13 protein-coding genes are annotated in these 17,744 nt (G+C 74.5%); 9 read left to right on the top strand and 4 right to left on the bottom strand.

What is annotated here, in order from left to right; genetic code table 11:
• Positions 1-208: 208 nt before the first annotated feature.
• On the bottom strand, positions 209-2,020 hold the full coding sequence (locus HCN56_RS05300) for an alpha/beta hydrolase (RefSeq protein WP_167968304.1): 1,812 nt from the start codon (positions 2,018-2,020) through the stop codon (positions 209-211).
• Positions 2,021-2,325: 305 nt separating this feature from the next.
• Here HCN56_RS05300 and HCN56_RS05305 point away from each other — a divergent pair, with 305 nt between their 5' ends.
• On the top strand, positions 2,326-3,783 hold the full coding sequence (locus HCN56_RS05305; RefSeq protein WP_167968305.1) for a catalase: 1,458 nt from the start codon (positions 2,326-2,328) through the stop codon (positions 3,781-3,783).
• A gap of 64 nt (positions 3,784-3,847) precedes the next feature.
• On the opposite strand, the gene HCN56_RS05310 is transcribed toward HCN56_RS05305, so the two are convergent.
• A complete protein-coding gene (locus HCN56_RS05310) occupies positions 3,848-5,629 on the bottom strand; it encodes a hypothetical protein (protein WP_167968306.1) in 1,782 nt (593 codons plus the stop codon).
• 119 nt (positions 5,630-5,748) lie between these two features.
• On the opposite strand from HCN56_RS05310, the gene HCN56_RS05315 reads away from it, so the two are divergent.
• The 6 genes from HCN56_RS05315 to HCN56_RS05340 all read left to right on the top strand — a co-directional run bounded on the left by HCN56_RS05315 (position 5,749) and on the right by HCN56_RS05340 (position 14,285).
• A complete protein-coding gene (locus HCN56_RS05315; RefSeq protein WP_167968307.1) occupies positions 5,749-7,113 on the top strand; it encodes a serine/threonine-protein kinase in 1,365 nt (454 codons plus the stop codon).
• 213 nt (positions 7,114-7,326) lie between these two features.
• On the top strand, positions 7,327-8,985 hold the full coding sequence (locus HCN56_RS05320) for a fumarate hydratase (protein ID WP_209312378.1): 1,659 nt from the start codon (positions 7,327-7,329) through the stop codon (positions 8,983-8,985).
• Positions 8,986-9,125: 140 nt separating this feature from the next.
• Positions 9,126-9,935 (top strand): class I SAM-dependent methyltransferase, encoded by an 810-nt coding sequence (locus HCN56_RS05325; RefSeq protein ID WP_167968308.1) that lies wholly within the window; start codon positions 9,126-9,128, stop codon positions 9,933-9,935.
• Positions 9,936-10,003: 68 nt separating this feature from the next.
• Positions 10,004-11,431, top strand: a complete 1,428-nt coding sequence (locus HCN56_RS05330) for a class II fumarate hydratase (RefSeq protein WP_167968309.1) — start codon at positions 10,004-10,006, stop codon at positions 11,429-11,431.
• Between the two features lie 147 nt (positions 11,432-11,578).
• A complete protein-coding gene (gene fomD / locus HCN56_RS05335; RefSeq protein WP_167968310.1) occupies positions 11,579-12,268 on the top strand; it encodes a cytidylyl-2-hydroxypropylphosphonate hydrolase in 690 nt (229 codons plus the stop codon).
• Between the two features lie 211 nt (positions 12,269-12,479).
• Positions 12,480-14,285, top strand: coding sequence for an ATP-binding SpoIIE family protein phosphatase (locus HCN56_RS05340; protein WP_167968311.1), 1,806 nt, complete (start codon positions 12,480-12,482; stop codon positions 14,283-14,285).
• 119 nt (positions 14,286-14,404) lie between these two features.
• On the opposite strand, the gene HCN56_RS05345 is transcribed toward HCN56_RS05340, so the two are convergent.
• Both HCN56_RS05345 and HCN56_RS05350 read right to left on the bottom strand, forming a co-directional pair.
• A complete protein-coding gene (locus HCN56_RS05345) occupies positions 14,405-14,947 on the bottom strand; it encodes an alkyl hydroperoxide reductase (RefSeq protein WP_167968312.1) in 543 nt (180 codons plus the stop codon).
• A 99-nt stretch (positions 14,948-15,046) separates the two neighbouring features.
• A complete protein-coding gene (locus tag HCN56_RS05350) occupies positions 15,047-15,601 on the bottom strand; it encodes a peroxiredoxin (protein WP_167968313.1) in 555 nt (184 codons plus the stop codon).
• A gap of 167 nt (positions 15,602-15,768) precedes the next feature.
• On the opposite strand from HCN56_RS05350, the gene HCN56_RS05355 reads away from it, so the two are divergent.
• A complete protein-coding gene (locus HCN56_RS05355; RefSeq protein WP_312871061.1) occupies positions 15,769-16,755 on the top strand; it encodes a hydrogen peroxide-inducible genes activator in 987 nt (328 codons plus the stop codon).
• Between the two features lie 85 nt (positions 16,756-16,840).
• Complete coding sequence (locus HCN56_RS05360; RefSeq protein WP_167968314.1) at positions 16,841-17,491, top strand: DUF1707 SHOCT-like domain-containing protein; 651 nt, start codon at positions 16,841-16,843, stop codon at positions 17,489-17,491.
• Positions 17,492-17,744 lie beyond the last annotated feature (253 nt).

Here is a 17,744-nt window from a genome sequence, read left to right on the forward strand (position 1 = left end):
GGCGACCAGCACCGTGCCGCGGACGTAGCCGGTCAGCGTGATCCAGGCCCGCGGACCCGCACCCGCGACCCGCCGGGCGCGGCCGGCAGCCCGCCGGCGGGACCCGACGGCCCCCGGCCGGACGACCGGTCCTAGCCCGGCCCCCAGGGGCGAGCGGACCCGCACGGGCGAGGCGACGGCGGCGCGGTGACCGCGCCGCCGTCGCGCGTCACTCCGGCTTGCCGGTGAAGCCGGAGCGCGGCGGGTGCCGCAGCTCCAGCAGTTCCTTCAGCCTCCCGGTGTCCGCCGCGCGCCACTCCTGCGGCGGGATGATCGCCTCCCAGGCGTCCACCGGGTTCGAGCCGTAACGGTGGCCGTGCGGCGCCGGCGCGCCGTAGGAGACGGCCATGTCCACCGTCGTCTGCCAGAAGGTGACGAGCGCGAACCAGTCGATGGCCTCGGTGACGTCCGGGCCCAGCGGCTCGCGCAGCCACTCCGGCCGCTGGAACATCAGGCCCGGCGACCACCAGACCACCGGGTCGGAGGCGTTCTGGAGGTAGACGACCCGGGGGTGCTCCCAGGGGGCGCCGCCCAGCAGCAGGTCCCGCCCGGGGAACTGCGCGAAGCGCACGTGCGCGCCGTCCTCGTACACCGGCCGCCAGACCGGGCTGCCGGGGTCCCGCCCCTCGGTGACCTCGCGGTGGATCGGGCTGCCGTCCGGCGGGCCGACCAGCAGGGCGCCCTCGGTGCGCCGCAGCATGTCGTCCATGTCGTCGAAGGCGGCCTCGATCGCCTGGGCGCCCATGGACTCGCCGAAGACGACCAGCCGGGGGCGGGACTGTGCCGGTTCCTCCTCCCAGCGGGCGTGGACGGCGTCGACGAGTGCGCGGGTCGCCCGGCCCGCCTCCTCGCGGTCGACGACGAACGAGGCCCAGCTCGGCAGGTACGAGTACTGCATCGTCACGACGGCGGTGTCGCCGCCGTGCATGAACTCCAGCGCCTCCACCGTCGTGGGGTTGATCCACCCCGTGCCGGTGGTGCCGGCGACGGCGAGCACCGACCGGTCGAAGGCGCCGGTCCGCTCCAGTTCGCGGACGGCCAGCCGGGCGCCGGCCTCGTAGTCGTCGTAGGCGGCGCGGCCGACGTACACCCGGACCGGAGTCTGTGCCGGGCGGCCGTTGAACCGCGCGATCTCCTCGCCGGAGAGCGCGCCGCCGGTGAAGGAGCGGCCTTTGTTGCCGAGTTCCTCCCAGCTGACCAGCGAGTCGGGGCTGCCGGAGAGCAGCGGCGAGAAGGGCCGCAGGACGCCCTCGTCGGTGGAGCGGTCCTTGGCGGCGGCGACCCGGTCGGCGACCGAGAGGACGCCGCGTTCGAAGACGACGTCCCGGGTGCCGAAGACGACGACGATGCTGCTGAGCGACAGGGCGAGGCCGACGGCGACCGGCCAGGGCACGAACCGGTGCAGCAGCCGCGTCAGCACCCGGGTGCCCAACCGCACCGACCGGGCGAGGGCCACGAGCAGCGCCGCGACGCCCAGCGACATCAGCGCGATCATCAGGGAGTGCCAGGTGAGCGTCGGCGGCAGCGCCTGCAGCCGACGCAGCTCCCGCTGCATGTCGGCGCTCTGCGACAGCAGCAGGATCACCAGCGGCGGGGTGATCACGTACAGCGAGAGCCAGGAGCGGGCCCGCACCCGGGGCGGCGGCCGCCAGGCGAACATCAGCCGGAACAGACCGCTGAGCGTCGCTCCGATGCCGTAGCCGATGGCTGCGGTGATGCCGCCGATGACGCCCTGGTAGTACCACGGGCGGGGGACGAGCGACGGGGTCAGCGACAGCCAGAAGAAGAACAGCGCCATCAGGCAGGCGGTGAGGTCGGGCCAGCGCCGCACCACCAGCGCGGGCAGCCCCGGGTCCCAGTACGGGCGGGCGACGAAGGCGGCCCCGTGGCGCCTGGCGGCGGCCCAGGGGTCCGGACGCCCGGCCGCCGGGGCGTCCTCGGGCCGGGGCGCGGGGGAGGTGCTCCCGGCGCTGTTCGGCATCTGCTGGCTCCGACCCGTTCTCGTGTCGCGGTTGAGTTGTGGCGCCCCCCGGGGAGGGTCCGGCGGCCTCGGGCGTGTGCCGGGACCCGCCGGGACTCTCGGTGAGGGGTTGCCCTGTGGTCTATCACGCCCTGGGAGGGGACGCGGTCGTATCGGCCGACGTTGCCCGCCCCGGTTGGTCCCGCGGTGCGTCTTTGCCGCCCGGATGGCGCCGCCCGCGGCGGCAGCGGTTGCCCGTCCGACCCGGCGGCGTTCTGCTGGGGAGCGCGGCCCGGCGCACCGCGCCCCGAACGTGAGGATCTCGCATGTCGCACGGCACCTTCGACCACACGACCACCAACGCGGGCATCCCGGTGGAGAGCGACGAGCACTCGCTCACCGTCGCGGCCGACGGCCCGATCCTCCTCCAGGACGCCTACCTGATCGAGAAGATGGCCCAGTTCAACCGGGAGCGGGTCCCGGAGCGGGTGGTCCATGCCAAGGGTGGCGGCGCGTACGGCACGTTCGAGGTGACCGCCGACGTCAGCCAGTTCACCAAGGCCGACCTGTTCCAGCCGGGACGCCGCACCGAGATGCTGGCGCGGTTCTCGACCGTTGCGGGGGAGCAGGGCAGCCCCGACACCTGGCGCGACCCGCGCGGGTTCGCGCTGAAGTTCTACACCGCACAGGGCAACTACGACCTGGTCGGCAACAACACCCCGGTGTTCTTCGTGCGGGACCCGTTGAAGTTCCAGGACTTCATCCGCTCCCAGAAGCGGCGCCCCGACAGCGGGCTGCGCGACCACGACATGCAGTGGGACTTCTGGACGCTCTCCCCGGAGAGCGCGCACATGGTGACCTGGCTGATGGGGGACCGGGGCATCCCCCGCACCTGGCGCCACATGAACGGCTACGGCTCCCACACCTACCTGTGGGTCAACGGCGGCGGCGAGAAGTTCTGGGTGAAGTACCACTTCAAGACCGACCAGGGCATCGAGTACCTCACCCAGGAGGACGCCGACCGGCTCGCCGGCGAGAACGCGGACGCCCACCGGCAGGACCTCTTCGAGTCGATCGCCCGGCGCGAGGCGCCCACCTGGACGCTGTACGTGCAGGTGATGCCGTTCGACGACGCCCCGGACTACCGGTTCAACCCGTTCGACCTCACCAAGGTGTGGCCGCACGGCGACTACCCGCTGATCGAGGTGGGCCGCATGCGGCTGGACCGCAACCCGGACGACCACTTCGTGCACATCGAGCAGTCCGCGTTCGAACCCTCCAACCTGGTCCCGGGGATCGGCCCCTCGCCGGACAAGATGCTGCTGGGGCGGCTGTTCTCCTACCCGGACACCCACCGCTACCGGATCGGCCCCAACTACACGCAGCTGCCGCCGAACCGGCCGCACTCGCCGGTGCGCTCCTACAGCAAGGACGGGCCCATGCGGTACGAGCCGGCCCGCACCGGCGCCGTGTACGCGCCCAACTCCTACGGCGGGCCGGCCGCCGACACCGCCCGCTTCGGCGAACCGGCGGGGTGGCACGCGGCCGGGGAGATGGTCCGGCAGGCGTACACGCCGCGGGCGGCGGACGACGACTTCGGTCAGGCCGGGACGATGGTGCGGGACGTCCTCGACGACGCCCAACGGACCCGGCTGGTCGGCAACATCGCCGGGCACCTCGCCGACGGCGTCAGCCGCCCGGTGCTGGACCGCGCGCTGCGCTACTGGCGCAACGTCGACAAGGACCTGGGGGACCGGGTCGCCACCGCCGTCGACGGCGGCTGACCGGTCGGGCCGCCCCCCCCGGTGCGCGCGCCGCCGCGCACCGGGGCGGGCGTGGTCGCCCCGGTCAGGAGGGACCGGCGAGCTTCCCTGACACCGCGGCCAGCGCCCGGCCCCGCCGGAGCGCCCGGCCGAGGCTCCTGGTGACGACGGCCGTCTCCGCACGGGTGCGCGCGGCGGCGTGCGCCTCCCGCAGGCGCTCGTACTCCCCGAGCAGCTGTCCCACCGGGCGGGCGACCGGACCGGCGCCGGGGTCGGGCAGCGCCCGCAGCAGTGTCTCCAGTCGCGCCAGATCCCGGGCGTTCCACCCGCGGCGCGTGGCCGACTTCGCCATCTCGGCGCGCAGCTTCCCCGCGGGCATCGCGTCCGCCTGCCGCCGGTTGGACGCCACCGCCCACGCCCGGACGGCGAGCCGCGGACGGCCCCGCGGCATGAACGACGCGACGACGACCGGAAGCAGCAGCCCGAACGTGGCCACGCCGAGCCCGATCCACACCCCGACCGGCACGGCCGAGGCGTCGGCCGGCCCGGCCGCGGCGCTCTCGCCGGGGCTGCCGGGCGCGACCGCGTCGTCCGCCTCCGGGGCCGCCGGCGGCTGCGCGCCGATGCCGTCCAGGAGCTGGGTCAGCGCCGTCTCCAGGAACGGCTCACCGCTGTAGCGCGCCCGGTCGGCGGCGGCCGCGAACTCCTCGTCGCCGGTGGTCCGCACCTCGTCGATCCGCTGGTACTCGGTGTCGACCAGGAACACCGCGAGCGGGTCGTCGCCGCCCTCCGCCATCGAGCGCGCCGGGGCGTCGTCCTCGGCCAGGCCGTCCTCGCCGAGCTGCGCCGCCAGCGCGGCGTGCGGGAGCACCGCGGCCCGGGCGTCGGCCTCGGCCAGCGCCGCGGCGAACGCCGCCTGACGCTCCGGGCCCGTCGAACCGTCCCCGGCGGCGGGGTGGACGTAGAGCGGCGACTCCGCGAGCCCGTCGCGGGCCAGCCCGACCAGGTCCGGTCCGAGCGCCGCGGCCAGCTGCTCCAGCTGCAGCGGGAGCGCCTCGGGGGCGACCGTCGGGATGCCGATGCCGCCGACCAGCGACTCCAGCGTGCTCTTCGAGGCGAGGTCGCGGCCCGACCCCATGACCACCGAGAAGTCGGTGGTCTCCCACTGCATCAGCAGCATCGCGCCGTCCGCGGGAAGATCCGACGCCATCGCGGTCGCCGCGGCGTCCGAGGGCCCGCCCACCCCGGAGACCAGCGCGACGCGCAGCTCGGGGACGGCGTCGAAGGTGTCGGCGAGCAGCTCCTCCGTCAGCTCCGGGAAGACGTCGGTGACGGCGGGGTCCACGAGGAACCGGCCGTCCCCGGAGTCCTTCGGCAGCTGGGCGGAGAGGTCGCCGTCGAGGGTGTCGGCCAGCGTCAGCAGCGGGTTGCCGTTGTTGATGCCGGCGCGGGCCACCGACTCGTCGCGGATGGTGTCGACCGTCGCGGACACCCCCGTCACCGCCCACCCCTGGGAGGAGTCCCGGCGGTCGCTCAGCGGGTCGTCCCACTCGGTGAGCACCGCGTAGACGCCGGGCCGGCCGACGAGGGAGGCCAGCCGCGAGGCCAGCGAGGCCGCGTCGTCGTTCTCCTCCGTCAGCAGCGCCATCCGGAAGGGAGTACCGGCCCGCTCGTACCGCGCCTGCAGCAGCGCGATCATGCGCTCGTCCATGCCCTGGTAGTCGTCGTCGGCCCAGACGCCGGGCGTCGCGAGGGCGGCGGCGGCGTCCGCCAACTGCCCGTCGGCCCTGGCGGTCGGGGCCGTGAAGAGCCCCAGAACCAGCGCTGCCGCCAGCGCCCCCGCTGTCCGGCGCAGCCCTTGGCGCATCCCCGATCCCCCGACGACCTCGTGCCCGGCCGGTGCCCCCGAGCGGCTGACAGTCCTGTGCGATCCTAAGCCTCCGCGCTGACAGCGGGGCGGCGCCGGGGAGACACGACGGGGGACGCATGGCAGCCGGAGAGGTGTTGCACGACCGCTACCGCCTGGTCCGAAAACTCGGCGAGGGCGGCATGGGCCAGGTGTGGCAGGCCCACGACGAGCGCTTGCGGCGGGACGTCGCCGTCAAGGCGGCCACCGACGGGGACGACCCGGAGCTGCGGCGCCGGCTGGAACGCGAGGCCATGGCCATCGCCCGGCTCGCGCACCCGCACATCGTGACGGTCCACGACTTCTTCACCGACCGGTTCCAGGGCGCCTCCGCGGTGCTGCTCGTCATGGAGCTGGTCCCCGGCCGGTCGCTCGCCGAGGTGCTGCGGGAGGGCGTGCCCGAGACGTCGCGCGCGCTGGAATGGGCGGCGCAGATCGCGGACGGCCTCGCCGCCGCGCACGACCCCGCCGTCGGGATCGTCCACCGCGACCTCAAGCCCGGCAACGTGATGGTCACCCGCGACGACCGGGTCAAGCTGCTCGACTTCGGCATCGCCCGGTTCGCGGAGGGCGTGAGCGTGGCCCAGCGCAGCGCGCTGACCGCGACCGGCATGGTGGTGGGGACGCCCGACTACATGGCGCCCGAGCAGTGCACCACCGGGGAGGTGGACGCCCGCACCGACCTGTACGCCCTGGGCTGCCTGCTCTTCGGGCTGCTCACCGGCCGCACGGTCTTCCCGCCCGGCGCCACGATGATGCAGCTGATGTACCAGCAGGTCCATCAGGTTCCCGAACCGCCGAGCACGCTGCGGCCCGGGATACCGGAGGCGGTGGACGCGCTGGTGCTGGAACTGCTGGCCAAGGAGCCCGCCGAGCGGCCGCAGCGCGCGGCCGACGTCCGCGACCGGCTGCGGGTGCTCGCCGCGGCGGCCGCCGCCGGTGGGCCGGCAGCGGCGCCGGTGGCCGAGGTGGCGCCTCCGACGTTCGAGGACCGGGTGCCCACCGCGTTCCGCGCCGAAGCACCGCCGACGACGCCACCGCCCGCGTCCGCCGTCCCGCCCCCCGCCGGGCCGGGAGCGGGCGCCCCCTACCCGCGCCCGGAGGCGTACGCCCCGCCGGAGCACGGTGGCGCCGAACCGCAGGCCACCGGCCCGCTCGGCGCGTCGGAGCGGCTGCGCCACCGCCGGGAGGCGGCCACCGCCGCCGAGGCCCGCGGCGAGCGTGAGGAGGCGGCCCGGCTCTGGAGCGAGCTGATACCCGACCTGGCGGAGCTCTACGGACCGGACAGCTGGCCCACCGAGACCGCCTGCGTCGCCCTCGGCCGCCTCACCGAGGGCGGCGGACGCGCGCTGGAGGTCGCGGCACGGCTCCGCAACGGCCACGGCCGGCCCCGGACCCGGCGCGCGGTGCGCGCCCTCCACGGCCGCCGCATCCTGCTGGACTGACCCGGCACCGCCCACCGCCGGTGCGCCCGCACCCGCCGCCGGTGCGCCCCCGCCGGCGCGCCCGCGACAGGCGCCCGCCGGTCGGCGGCGCTCCCCGCCCCACGGCCCGGGTGGGGAGGTGGTCGGCGGCGGGCCGCGGCGGCGTCCTAGGCTGGTGGGCGCGCCGCCGCTGCCTGCCCGGCGCGGAAGTCTGCCCGGATGAGGTTGCCCGCCATGCCAGAGTTCGCCTACACCGACCTGCTGCCGACCGGTGAGGACAGCACCCCGTACCGCCTGGTCACCGCCGAGGGGGTGTCCACCGTCGAGGTCGACGGCCGTACGTTCCTGAAGGTCGAGCCGGAGGCGCTGCGCAGGCTCGCGGCCGAGGCGATGCGCGACATCTCCCACTACCTGCGCCCCGACCACCTGGCGCAGCTGCGGAAGATCCTCGACGACCCCGAGGCGTCCGCCAACGACCGGTTCGTCGCGCTGGACCTGCTGAAGAACGCCAACATCGCCGCCGCGGGCGTGCTGCCGATGTGCCAGGACACCGGCACCGCCATCGTGATGGGCAAGCGCGGCCAGCAGGTGCTGACCGAGGGCGGCGACGCCGAGGCGCTCTCCCGCGGCGTCTACGACGCCTACACCCAGCTCAACCTGCGCTACTCGCAGCTGGCGCCGCTGACGATGTGGGAGGAGAAGAACACCGGCTCCAACCTCCCCGCGCAGATCGAGCTGTACGCGGAGGACGGCGACGCCTACACGTTCCTCTTCATGGCCAAGGGCGGCGGCTCGGCCAACAAGTCGTTCCTCTACCAGGAGACGAAGGCCGTCCTCAACGAGGCGTCCATGATGAGGTTCCTGGAGGAGAAGATCCGCTCGCTGGGGACCGCGGCCTGCCCGCCGTACCACCTGGCGATCGTGGTCGGCGGCACCTCCGCCGAGTACGCCCTCAAGACGGCCAAGTACGCCTCCGCGCACTACCTCGACGAGCTGCCCGAGTCCGGCTCCCCCAGCGGCCACGGCTTCCGCGACCGCGAGCTGGAGCAGCAGGTCTTCGAACTGACGCAGCGCATCGGCATCGGCGCCCAGTTCGGCGGCAAGTACTTCTGCCACGACGTCCGCGTCGTCCGCCTCCCGCGCCACGGCGCCTCCTGCCCGGTGGCCATCGCCGTCTCCTGCTCCGCCGACCGGCAGGCCCGCGCGAAGATCACCGCCGAGGGTGTCTTCCTGGAGCAGCTGGAGCGGGACCCGGCCCGGTTCCTGCCCGAGACCACCGACGAGGACCTCTCCACCGACGCCGACGTGGTCCGCATCGACCTCAACCGGCCGATGGACGAGATCCGCGCCGAGCTCACCCGGCACCCCGTCAAGACCCGGCTGTCGCTGACCGGCCCGCTGGTCGTGGCCCGCGACATCGCCCACGCCAAGATCAAGGAACTCCTTGACGGCGGCGGCGAGATGCCGCAGTACCTCCGCGACCACGCGGTCTACTACGCCGGGCCCGCCAAGACGCCCGAGGGCTACGCGTCCGGCTCCTTCGGCCCGACCACCGCCGGCCGCATGGACGCCTACGTCGACCAGTTCCAGGCCGCGGGCGGCTCCTTCGTGATGCTCGCCAAGGGCAACCGCAGCAAGCAGGTCACCGAGGCGTGCGACCGCCACGGCGGCTTCTACCTCGGCTCCATCGGCGGCCCCGCCGCCCGGCTGGCGCAGGACTGCATCAAGAAGGTCGAGGTCCTGGAGTACGAGGAGCTCGGCATGGAGGCGGTCTGGAAGATCGAGGTCGAGGACTTCCCCGCGTTCATCGTCGTGGACGACAAGGGCAACGACTTCTTCACCGACCCCGGCCCCAGCCGGCCGTTCGTAACCTCGATCCCGGTGCGCGGCTGACGCGCGCCCCGCGGGCCGGCTGCCCGGCCCGGCCGGCACCGCCGGCCACCCGAACCACCCGCGGCCCGGTACGGGGCGGGCGCCGCCGCGCCCGCCCCGCACCGGGCCGCCCCGACGCCGAAGGGAGACGGGACCGCCCGGTGCCGTTCGACCACAACGACCACTACCACCCGCTGCTGCTGCGACGGATACCCCAGGGCCCGGGGCGGGCCCTGGACGTCGGCTGCGGTTCCGGGCGCTTCGCCCTCCGGCTCGCCGCCCACGGCCTGACCGTCGAGGCGCTGGACCCGTCCGCGGCGATGATCGAGGCGGCCCGCGCCCGCCCCGCGGCTCCCCGCCGGCCCGACCCCGCTCCCACCGCCCCCCGTGCTCCGCTCCCCGCACACGCGCCGCCGCCCCCGGCGGAGCCGCCCCGCGTCCCCCTCACCCGCGAGGGCGCCCACCTCCCGGCCGCCTTGGCCGCCGGACCGCCCCCGGTCACACCGCCGCCCGTCTTCCGCGTCGGCGACATCACCCGCGAACCGCTGCGCCCCGGGCAGTACGACGTCGTCACCGCCCTCGCCTCCCTCCACCACGTCCCCTTCGGCCCGACCCTGGCCCGGCTCCGCGGCGCACTCGCCCCCGGCGGGGTCCTCGTCGTCCTCGGCTGCTTCCGGGAGACCGTCGGCACCGACCTGCTGTGGAACGCGGCGGCGGTGCCGTACAACGCCCTGGCGCGCGCCGGGACCCGCTTCCGGGAGGGGGGCCGTCCCGCCGCCCCGCCGACCCCGCCGGTGGCCGAGCCGACGGCGTCCCTGCCCGAGGTCCGCCGGGCCGTCCGCCGGGAGCTTCCCGGCGCCGAGCTGCGCCGACTGCTCCTCTGGCGCTACCTGCTGGTCTACCGCGCCCCCGGTCGGCGCAGCGGCCCGCGGCCCGGGCCCTGGGCCCAGGCCGCCGGGCGCGACCGCTGACCGACGGGCCCGGCCACCGGCGTGTCGTACCCCGACCAGCGGCCCCCGCACGGCGGTACGTTGGGAGCATGACTGGGACCGGCGGCAGTATCGAGGGCAACGGCGACCACCGGGTCGAGCGGGACTCCATGGGCGAGGTGCGGGTGCCCGCGGACGCCAAGTGGCGCGCGCAGACACAGCGCGCGGTGGAGAACTTCCCCGTCTCCGGGCTGCGGCTGGAGGCCGCGCATGTCGAGGCGCTGGCGCGGATCAAGGCAGCGGCGGCCCGGGTCAACGCCGAACTCGGCGTGCTGGACGAGCCCCGCGCCCGCGCCGTCGAGGCGGCTGCCGAGGAGGTCGCCGCCGGCCGCTGGCCCGACCAGTTCCCGGTCGACGTCTTCCAGACCGGCTCCGGCACCTCGTCCAACATGAACATGAACGAGGTGCTGGCCACCCTGGCCACCGAACGGCTCGGCGAACCGGTCCACCCCAACGACCACGTCAACGCCAGCCAGTCCTCCAACGACGTCTTCCCCTCCTCGATCCACATCGCCGCCACCGCGGCCGTCACCCGCGACCTGATCCCGGCGCTGGAGCACCTCGCCGACGCGCTCGCCGGCAAGGGCGAGGAGTTCGCGGGCGTCGTCAAGGCCGGCCGCACCCACCTCATGGACGCCACCCCCGTCACCCTGGGGCAGGAGTTCGGCGGCTACGCCGCCCAGGTCCGGTACGGCGTGGAGCGGCTGCGGGGCGCGCTGCCGCGCCTCGCCGAACTGCCGCTGGGCGGCACCGCGGTCGGCACCGGGATCAACACCCCCGCCGGGTTCCCCGCCGCGGTGGTCGCGGAGGTGGCACGGACGACGGGGCTGCCGCTCACCGAGGCCCGCAACCACTTCGAGGCGCAGGGGGCCCGGGACGCCCTGGTGGAGACCTCCGGCCACCTGCGGACCGTCGCGGTCTCGCTCACCAAGATCTGCAACGACCTGCGGTGGATGGCCTCCGGGCCGCGCACCGGCCTCGCCGAGATCGCCCTCCCCGACCTGCAGCCGGGCTCCTCGATCATGCCGGGCAAGGTCAACCCGGTGGTGCCCGAGGCAGTGCTGATGGTCTGCGCCCAGGTCGTCGGCAACGACGTGACGGTCACCACCGCCGGTGCCTCCGGCTCCTTCGAACTGAACGTCATGTTGCCGGTGCTGGCGCGCAACCTGCTGGAATCCGTCCGCCTGCTCGGCAACGCCGCCACCCTGCTCGCCGACCGCACCGTGGCGGGCATCACCGCCGACACCGAACGCTGCCGCGAGTACGCCGAGTCCTCGCCCTCCGTCGTCACCCCGCTCAACCGGTACATCGGGTACGAGGAGGCGGCGAAGGTCGCCAAGCGCGCCCTGGCCGAACGCGTCACCATCCGGCAGGCCGTCATCGACGGGGGGTACCTGGACGACGGCCGGTTGACGGAGGAGCAGCTGGACGCGGCGCTCGACGTGCTGGCGATGACCCACCCGCCGACCGGGGACTGACCGGGCACCACGCGCGGACCGACCAGGGCCGACGTGCCCCCGGCGGGCCGCCCGCCGGCGCGTCGGCCGTGCACCCACCGCCACCCGATGATCACTGTCCGGTCACGGAAGGCGACCGCGGGTGAGGTGTCGTCATATGCTCCGCACATGACGACACCGAGAGCGGAGGACCGCACCGGGGCCGCCGCGGGCCGCTGGCTGCCCGGTGACCACATCCTGTGGCGCTACCGGGCCAACGCGTCCTCGGAGTTCCACATCTGCCGCCCGATGACCGTGGTCCGCGACACCCCGGAGGTGCTCGCGGTGTGGATCGCGCCCGGCACCGAGTGCGTGCGCCCGCTCCTGGCCGACGGCACACCGCTGCACCACGAACCCCTCTCGACCCGCTACACCAAACCCCGCGTGGTCGCCCGCGACCACTGGAAGGGCACCGGCGTGCTGAAACTGGCGCGCCCCGGCGACCCCTGGTCGGTGTGGCTGTTCTGGGACGAGGGCTGGCGGTTCCGCAACTGGTACGTCAATCTTGAGGAGCCGCTGACCCGCTGGTCGGGAGGGGTCGACTCCGAGGACTACTTCCTCGACATCGTCGTCGACCGCGCACGCCGCTGGTCCTGGCGGGACGAGGACGAGTTCGGCCAGGCGCGGCACGACGGACTGATCACCACCGAGCAGGCCGCCCGCGTCAAGGAATGGGGGCGCGCCGCGGTGGCGCTGATCGACGCCTGGGGCCGGCCGTTCCGCGACGGCTGGGAGCACTGGCGCCCCGACGAGGGCTGGCCGCTGCCCGCGCTGCCCCCCGACTGGGACCGCCTGGGGACGGTGCCGGGCACCGGCTGAGGCTTCTCCATAATGGGTGAGGGTGCGGGAGCCTCTTGAAAGACACCCCCGTCCCGATCGTAGGATCGAGCCCCACTGATCCTCCCAGCGCAACACCCCGGCCCCACACGCCAGTTCCCTGGACGGATGGACAACCCCCGTGACGGACCCGACCACACCGCAACCCGCGGCACGTACGGCGGAAGCCCCGCAGCGTGCGGAGGGCGCGTCCATGCCGCACGCCCGGACCGAGACCGCCGCGCCGCCCGGACCGCCGGAGGGCGCCGGAACGGCCGAGGCCGGGGCACCGCGCGACACGGCCGGGGCCGCCACCGAACTCCGCGTCCCCGCCGCCGGCCTCGGCCACGCCGAACGGCTGCGGTTCGTCGGCTCCGCCACCCGCCGGATCGCGCGCGGCATCGACCTCGACGAGACCATCCTCGGTCTGTGCCGCGCCACGGTGCCCACCTTCGCCGACGCGATCCTCGTCTACCTGCGCGACCCGCTGCCGGTCGGCGAGGAACAGCCCGTCACGCCGTACGTTCTGCGGCTGCGCCGCACCGACCGCGTGCCCGAGGCGCTCGCCGGCCGCAGCAGCGGCGCCGGCCCGGTCCCGCTGCTCGCCGACGCGGCGACCCGCGTCGAGCACGCGCCGGGCGGCCCGCTGGCCGAAACGCTGCGCAACGTCCGCCCCGTCCTCGCCGACAGCGACACCGCCCGCGACGCGCTCCACGAACTGACCGGAGCCGAGAAGCTGCCCGACGGCAACCGCGTCGTGCTGGCCCCGCTCCGCGGCCACCGCCGCGTCAACGGCATCGCCGTCTTCGTGCGACGGCCCGACACCGTCGCCTACACCGCCGACGACCTGCAGGTCGCCGCCCAGCTCGCCACCCACACCGCACTGGGCGTGGACAAGGCGGTGCTGTACAACCGCGAGGCGTCCATCGCGGACGAGTTGCAGCGCACCATGCTCCCCGACCGGCTGCCGCACCACACCGGCGTGCGGCTCGCCCACCGCTACACCGCCGCCGCCGAGTCCGCCCGTGTCGGCGGCGACTGGTACGACGCGATCCCGCTGCCGGGCAGCCGGATGGCGCTGGTCGTCGGCGACGTCATGGGCCACTCCACGACCTCCGCCGCGATCATGGGCCAGCTGCGCACCACGGTGCAGACGCTCGCCGGGCTCGACCTCCCGCCGGAGGAGGTGCTGCGCCACCTCGACGAGCAGGCGCAGCGACTCGGCGAGGACCGGATGGCGACCTGCCTCTACGCCGTCTACGACCCGGTCGCCCACACGCTGACCGCCGCCAGCGCCGGCCACCCGCCGCCGGTGCTGCTCCACGTCGACGGCACCACCGAGCTGGTCGACCTGCCGCCGAACGCCCCCATCGGCGTGGGCGGCGTGGACTTCGAGACCTGCACGGTCGCCGCGCCCGCCGGCTCCACCCTCGTCCTCTACACCGACGGCCTGGTGGAGTCCCGCAGCCGGGACGTCTCCACCGGCGTGGAGCAGCTGCGCGCCCTCCTCACCGAGACCGCCCGCCTCACCCGGCCCGGCGCCGCCGCGCCGCTGGAGGCGCTCTGCGACGAGATCCTCGACATCGCCGGCCCCGGCGACCGTGACGACGACGTGGCGCTGCTCGCCGCCCAGTTCGAGGGCGTCGCGCCGGAGGACGTGGTGCTGCTGCGGATGCCGCCGCGCGCCGACTCCGTCCGGCTCGCCCGCCGGCAGGTCCGCGACAGCCTCACCCGCTGGGGGCTGGAGGAGCTGCTGGACTCGGTCGAACTCCTGGTCAGCGAGGTCGTCACCAACGCGGTGCGGTACGCCGAACGCCCCGTCACACTGCGGCTGCTGCGCACCGACGCGCTCCGCTGCGAGGTCGGCGACGACGTGCCGCAGCTGCCGCGGCTGCGGCAGGCCGGGCCGGCCGACGAGGGCGGCCGCGGCCTGGTGCTGGTGCAGCGGCTGGCGCGCCGCTGGGGCGCCACCCGGCTGGGCACCGGCAAGCTGGTGTGGTTCGAGATGACGGTGCGCTGAGGCGCGGCGCCCCGCGGACGGCGGGGCGCGGAACGCCGAGAGGGTCCGCTTCGCCGATGGCGAAGCGGACCCTCTCGGACGTACGGGCCCGACCGCTCCCGGATCGGGGCGGGGTGGGCTCAGGCGGTGGCCGACTCCAGCGCCGCCTCGGCGTCCAGGGTGACGGCGACGGCCTGCACGACCGCGGCGATCTTGAACGCCTCCTGGACCGTCTCGCGGTCCACGCCCGCCTTACGGAGCACCTGCTCGTGCGAGTCGAGGCACTGGCCGCAGCCGTTGACGGCAGAGACCGCCAGCGACCACAGCTCGAAGTCCACCTTCTCGACGCCGGGGTTGCCGATGACGTTCATCCGCAGGCCCGCGCGGAGCGTGCCGTACTCGGGGTCGGAGAGCAGGTGGCGGGTGCGGTAGAAGACGTTGTTCATCGCCATGACCGCGGCGGCGGCCTTGGCGGCGGTGTACGCCTCCTGGGACAGCTTCTCCCGCGCCTCGGGCTCCAGCTCCCGCAGCACGATGGGGGAGCGGGAGGCGATGGCGCAGGCCAGCACCGTGCCCCACAGCTGCTGGGCGGGCAGCTCGGAGTTGCCGATCACCGAGCTGAGGTTGAGCTTGAGGTCCTTGGCGTAGGCCGGTACGGCCGCCTTCAGATCGTCCAGTGCCATGGTGGTTCTCCCGTCTCCGTGTCCTCGAGGTGTACGAGCGGTGGCCGCCCCGCCGGCCGTGCCGGCCGGCGGGGGGACCGCCCGGTGCGTTGGGTCAGCTCACTCGCCGGAGAGCAGCTTGACCGGGTCGAGGGTCTCGTCGCCCTTGCTCCAGTTGCAGGGGCACAGCTCGTCGGTCTGCAGGGCGTCCAGGACCCGCAGGACCTCCTTGGGGTTCCGGCCGACGGAGCCGGCGGTCACCATGGAGAACTGGATCTCGTTGTTCGGGTCCACGATGAAGACGGCGCGCATCGGCAGGCCGTCGGAGCCGAGGATGCCGAGGTCGGAGCAGAGCTCGCGCTGCACGTCGGACATCATGGGGAACGGCAGGTCGCGGAGGTCCTCGTGGTCGCGGCGCCAGGCGTGGTGCACGAACTGGGTGTCGAGGGAGAAGCCGAGGATCTGCGCGTCACGGTCGGCGAACTCGTCCTGGAGCTTGCCGAAGGCGGCGATCTCGGTGGGGCAGACGAAGGTGAAGTCCATCGGCCACGCGAAGTAGACCTTCCACGAGCCCTCGTAGGACTTGTGGGTGATGGTGTCGAACTCCTTGCCCTGCTCGAGGGAGACGCAGGCGGTGAGCTCGAACTCGGGGAACTTGTCACCAACGGTGAGCAACGTGGATCTCCTTGCACGGGGAAAGTACCCTTACGGGGGCTTTCCGAGGGTTGGACGCGACTCACGCTGTCACATCGGCGTTGATCACGGAAATAGCCAGAATCTGTTCGGCTGATCGGGAGTGTTTATCAGTGTCGGTGCGATCCGCAGGGCTGCGCCCACCCACGGTGTCGCAGCTCAGAGCGTTCCTGGCGGTCGCCGAGCACCTCCATTTCCGGGAGGCGGCATCCGCCATCGGGATGAGTCAACCCGCCCTCTCCGGGGCCGTGGCGGCCCTGGAGGAGATTCTCGACATCACCCTTGTGGAACGCACCACACGCCGGGTCCTCCTCACCCCCGCGGGTGAACGCCTCGCCGGCCGCGCCCGCGCCGTCCTCGACGCCGTCGGGGAACTCCTGGAGGAGGCGGAGGCCGCCCGCGCCCCGTTCACCGGCGCGCTGCGGCTGGGCGTCATCCCCACCTGCGCGCCCTACCTGCTGCCCACCGTCCTCCGGCTCGTCCGCGAGAACTACCCCGCGCTCGACCTCGCCGTCACCGAGGACCAGACCGACCCGCTGCTCGACGGGCTGCTCTCCGGCCGACTCGACGTGCTGCTGCTCGCCGTCCCCCTCGGCGTCACCGGCCTGGACGAACTGCCGCTGTTCGACGAGGACATCTGCCTCGTCACCCCCGCGGGCCATCCCCTCGCCGGCCGGAGCGACATCCCCCGGGAGGCGCTGCGCGACCTGGACCTCATCCTGCTCGACCAGGGCCACTGCCTGCGGGACCAGGCGCTGGAGATCTGCCGGGACGCCGGTCGGGACGGCCAGGGCGGCGCCACCAGCGCAGCCGGCCTCTCCACCCTCGTCCAGCTCGTCGCCGGCGGCATGGGCGCCACCCTGCTGCCGCGCACCGCCCTCGACGCCGAGACCGCGCGCAGCCACGACCTCGCCACCGGCTACTTCGCCGGCCCCGCGCCCACCCGGCGCATCGCTCTCGTCACCCGCTCCGGCTCCGCGCGGGCCGCCGAGTTCGCCGAGCTCGGCGCGGGGCTCCGGGAGGCGCTGCGGGCGCTACCGGTCCGGGTGGCCCCCGCGGCGGTGCCGGACCGCCGCCGCCGGCGCCCGGTCGGCGGTCGCGCCCCGGCCCGTCCGGGGGCACCAGGGTCCCCCTGAGGTGGCCCTGACAGAGCCCTGAGTTCGACCCCGAACCCGGCCGCGGGCTCTGGTGGCACCGGCGCTGCGTCGGTAGCCTGACGGGGTGACCACCGACAAGCCGCCCGCCGTGCCCCTCGGAAAGCCGACCCCGCCACCGGCCGTCCGCGCCTCCGACGCGGACCGGGACCGCGTGGCCGACATCCTCCGTGAGGCACTGGCCGAGGGCCGCCTCCAGGCTGACGAGCACGCCGAGCGCATCGAGGTCCTCTACGCGGCCAAGACCGTGCCCGAGCTGGAGAAACTGATCCACGACCTGCCCGCCGGGCAGAGCAACCAGCCGCCGCCCCGCTCGACGGCTCGGGAGAAGGCGTCACGCCCGTCGGGCCCCCGCAACGTCGTCGCCGTTCTCGGCGGTGCCGACCGGGGCGGCAGCTGGCGGGTCGGCGCACAGATCAACGCCGTCGCCGTCTGCGGCGGTGTCGACATCGACCTCACCGAGGCGATCTTCGACCACCCCGAGGTGGTCATCACCGCCACGGCCATCTGCGGTGGCGTCGACATCCAGGTCCCCGAGAACGTCACCCTGGTCTGCGAGGGGACCGGCATCATGGGGTCGTTCGAGGCCGGCGAAATGGTCGCCACCGCCCCGGGAGCGCCGGTGGTGCGCGTGCGGGGTGTCGCCATCTGGGGCGCCGTCGAGGCGTCCGCCGTCAAGGGCAAGCGGGTCCAGAACCTGCGCGACGGCGAGGGCTGACCCCTCCCGGCTGTTCCTCCCGCCTCCTGCCCCGTCCACCGCCGCGTCCGAGCCCGTCCCGGACGCGGCGGAGTGCTGTCCGGCGGCAGGTCGGCGGCGGCCGGCGGGCGGCCGGCGTCGATCGACCCGTCGGCGTGCTGTCCCGCCGCGGCCGCGGCTGCTGTCCGTGGACCCGCAGACCTGCGGACCCTCAGACCCCGCAGCCCGCAGGTGCGCGCTGTGCCGCACCTCCGTCGTGGTGCTCCGGCGCGAC

The organism is Streptomyces lonarensis (assembly GCF_012033735.1).
Lineage (GTDB): Bacteria > Actinomycetota > Actinomycetes > Streptomycetales > Streptomycetaceae > Streptomyces > Streptomyces lonarensis.

Bases quoted from the DNA above. Each gene is read 5' to 3' on its own strand.
- HCN56_RS05300 (WP_167968304.1), bottom strand. From the start codon at position 2,020: ATGCCGAACAGCGCCGGGAGCACCTCCCCCGCGCCCCGGCCCGAGGAC.
- HCN56_RS05305 (WP_167968305.1), top strand. From the start codon at position 2,326: ATGTCGCACGGCACCTTCGACCACACGACCACCAACGCGGGCATCCCG.
- HCN56_RS05310 (WP_167968306.1), bottom strand. From the start codon at position 5,629: ATGCGCCAAGGGCTGCGCCGGACAGCGGGGGCGCTGGCGGCAGCGCTG.
- HCN56_RS05315 (WP_167968307.1), top strand. From the start codon at position 5,749: ATGGCAGCCGGAGAGGTGTTGCACGACCGCTACCGCCTGGTCCGAAAA.
- HCN56_RS05320 (WP_209312378.1), top strand. From the start codon at position 7,327: ATGCCAGAGTTCGCCTACACCGACCTGCTGCCGACCGGTGAGGACAGC.
- HCN56_RS05330 (WP_167968309.1), top strand. From the start codon at position 10,004: ATGACTGGGACCGGCGGCAGTATCGAGGGCAACGGCGACCACCGGGTC.
- fomD (WP_167968310.1), top strand. From the start codon at position 11,579: ATGACGACACCGAGAGCGGAGGACCGCACCGGGGCCGCCGCGGGCCGC.
- HCN56_RS05340 (WP_167968311.1), top strand. From the start codon at position 12,480: ATGCCGCACGCCCGGACCGAGACCGCCGCGCCGCCCGGACCGCCGGAG.
- HCN56_RS05345 (WP_167968312.1), bottom strand. From the start codon at position 14,947: ATGGCACTGGACGATCTGAAGGCGGCCGTACCGGCCTACGCCAAGGAC.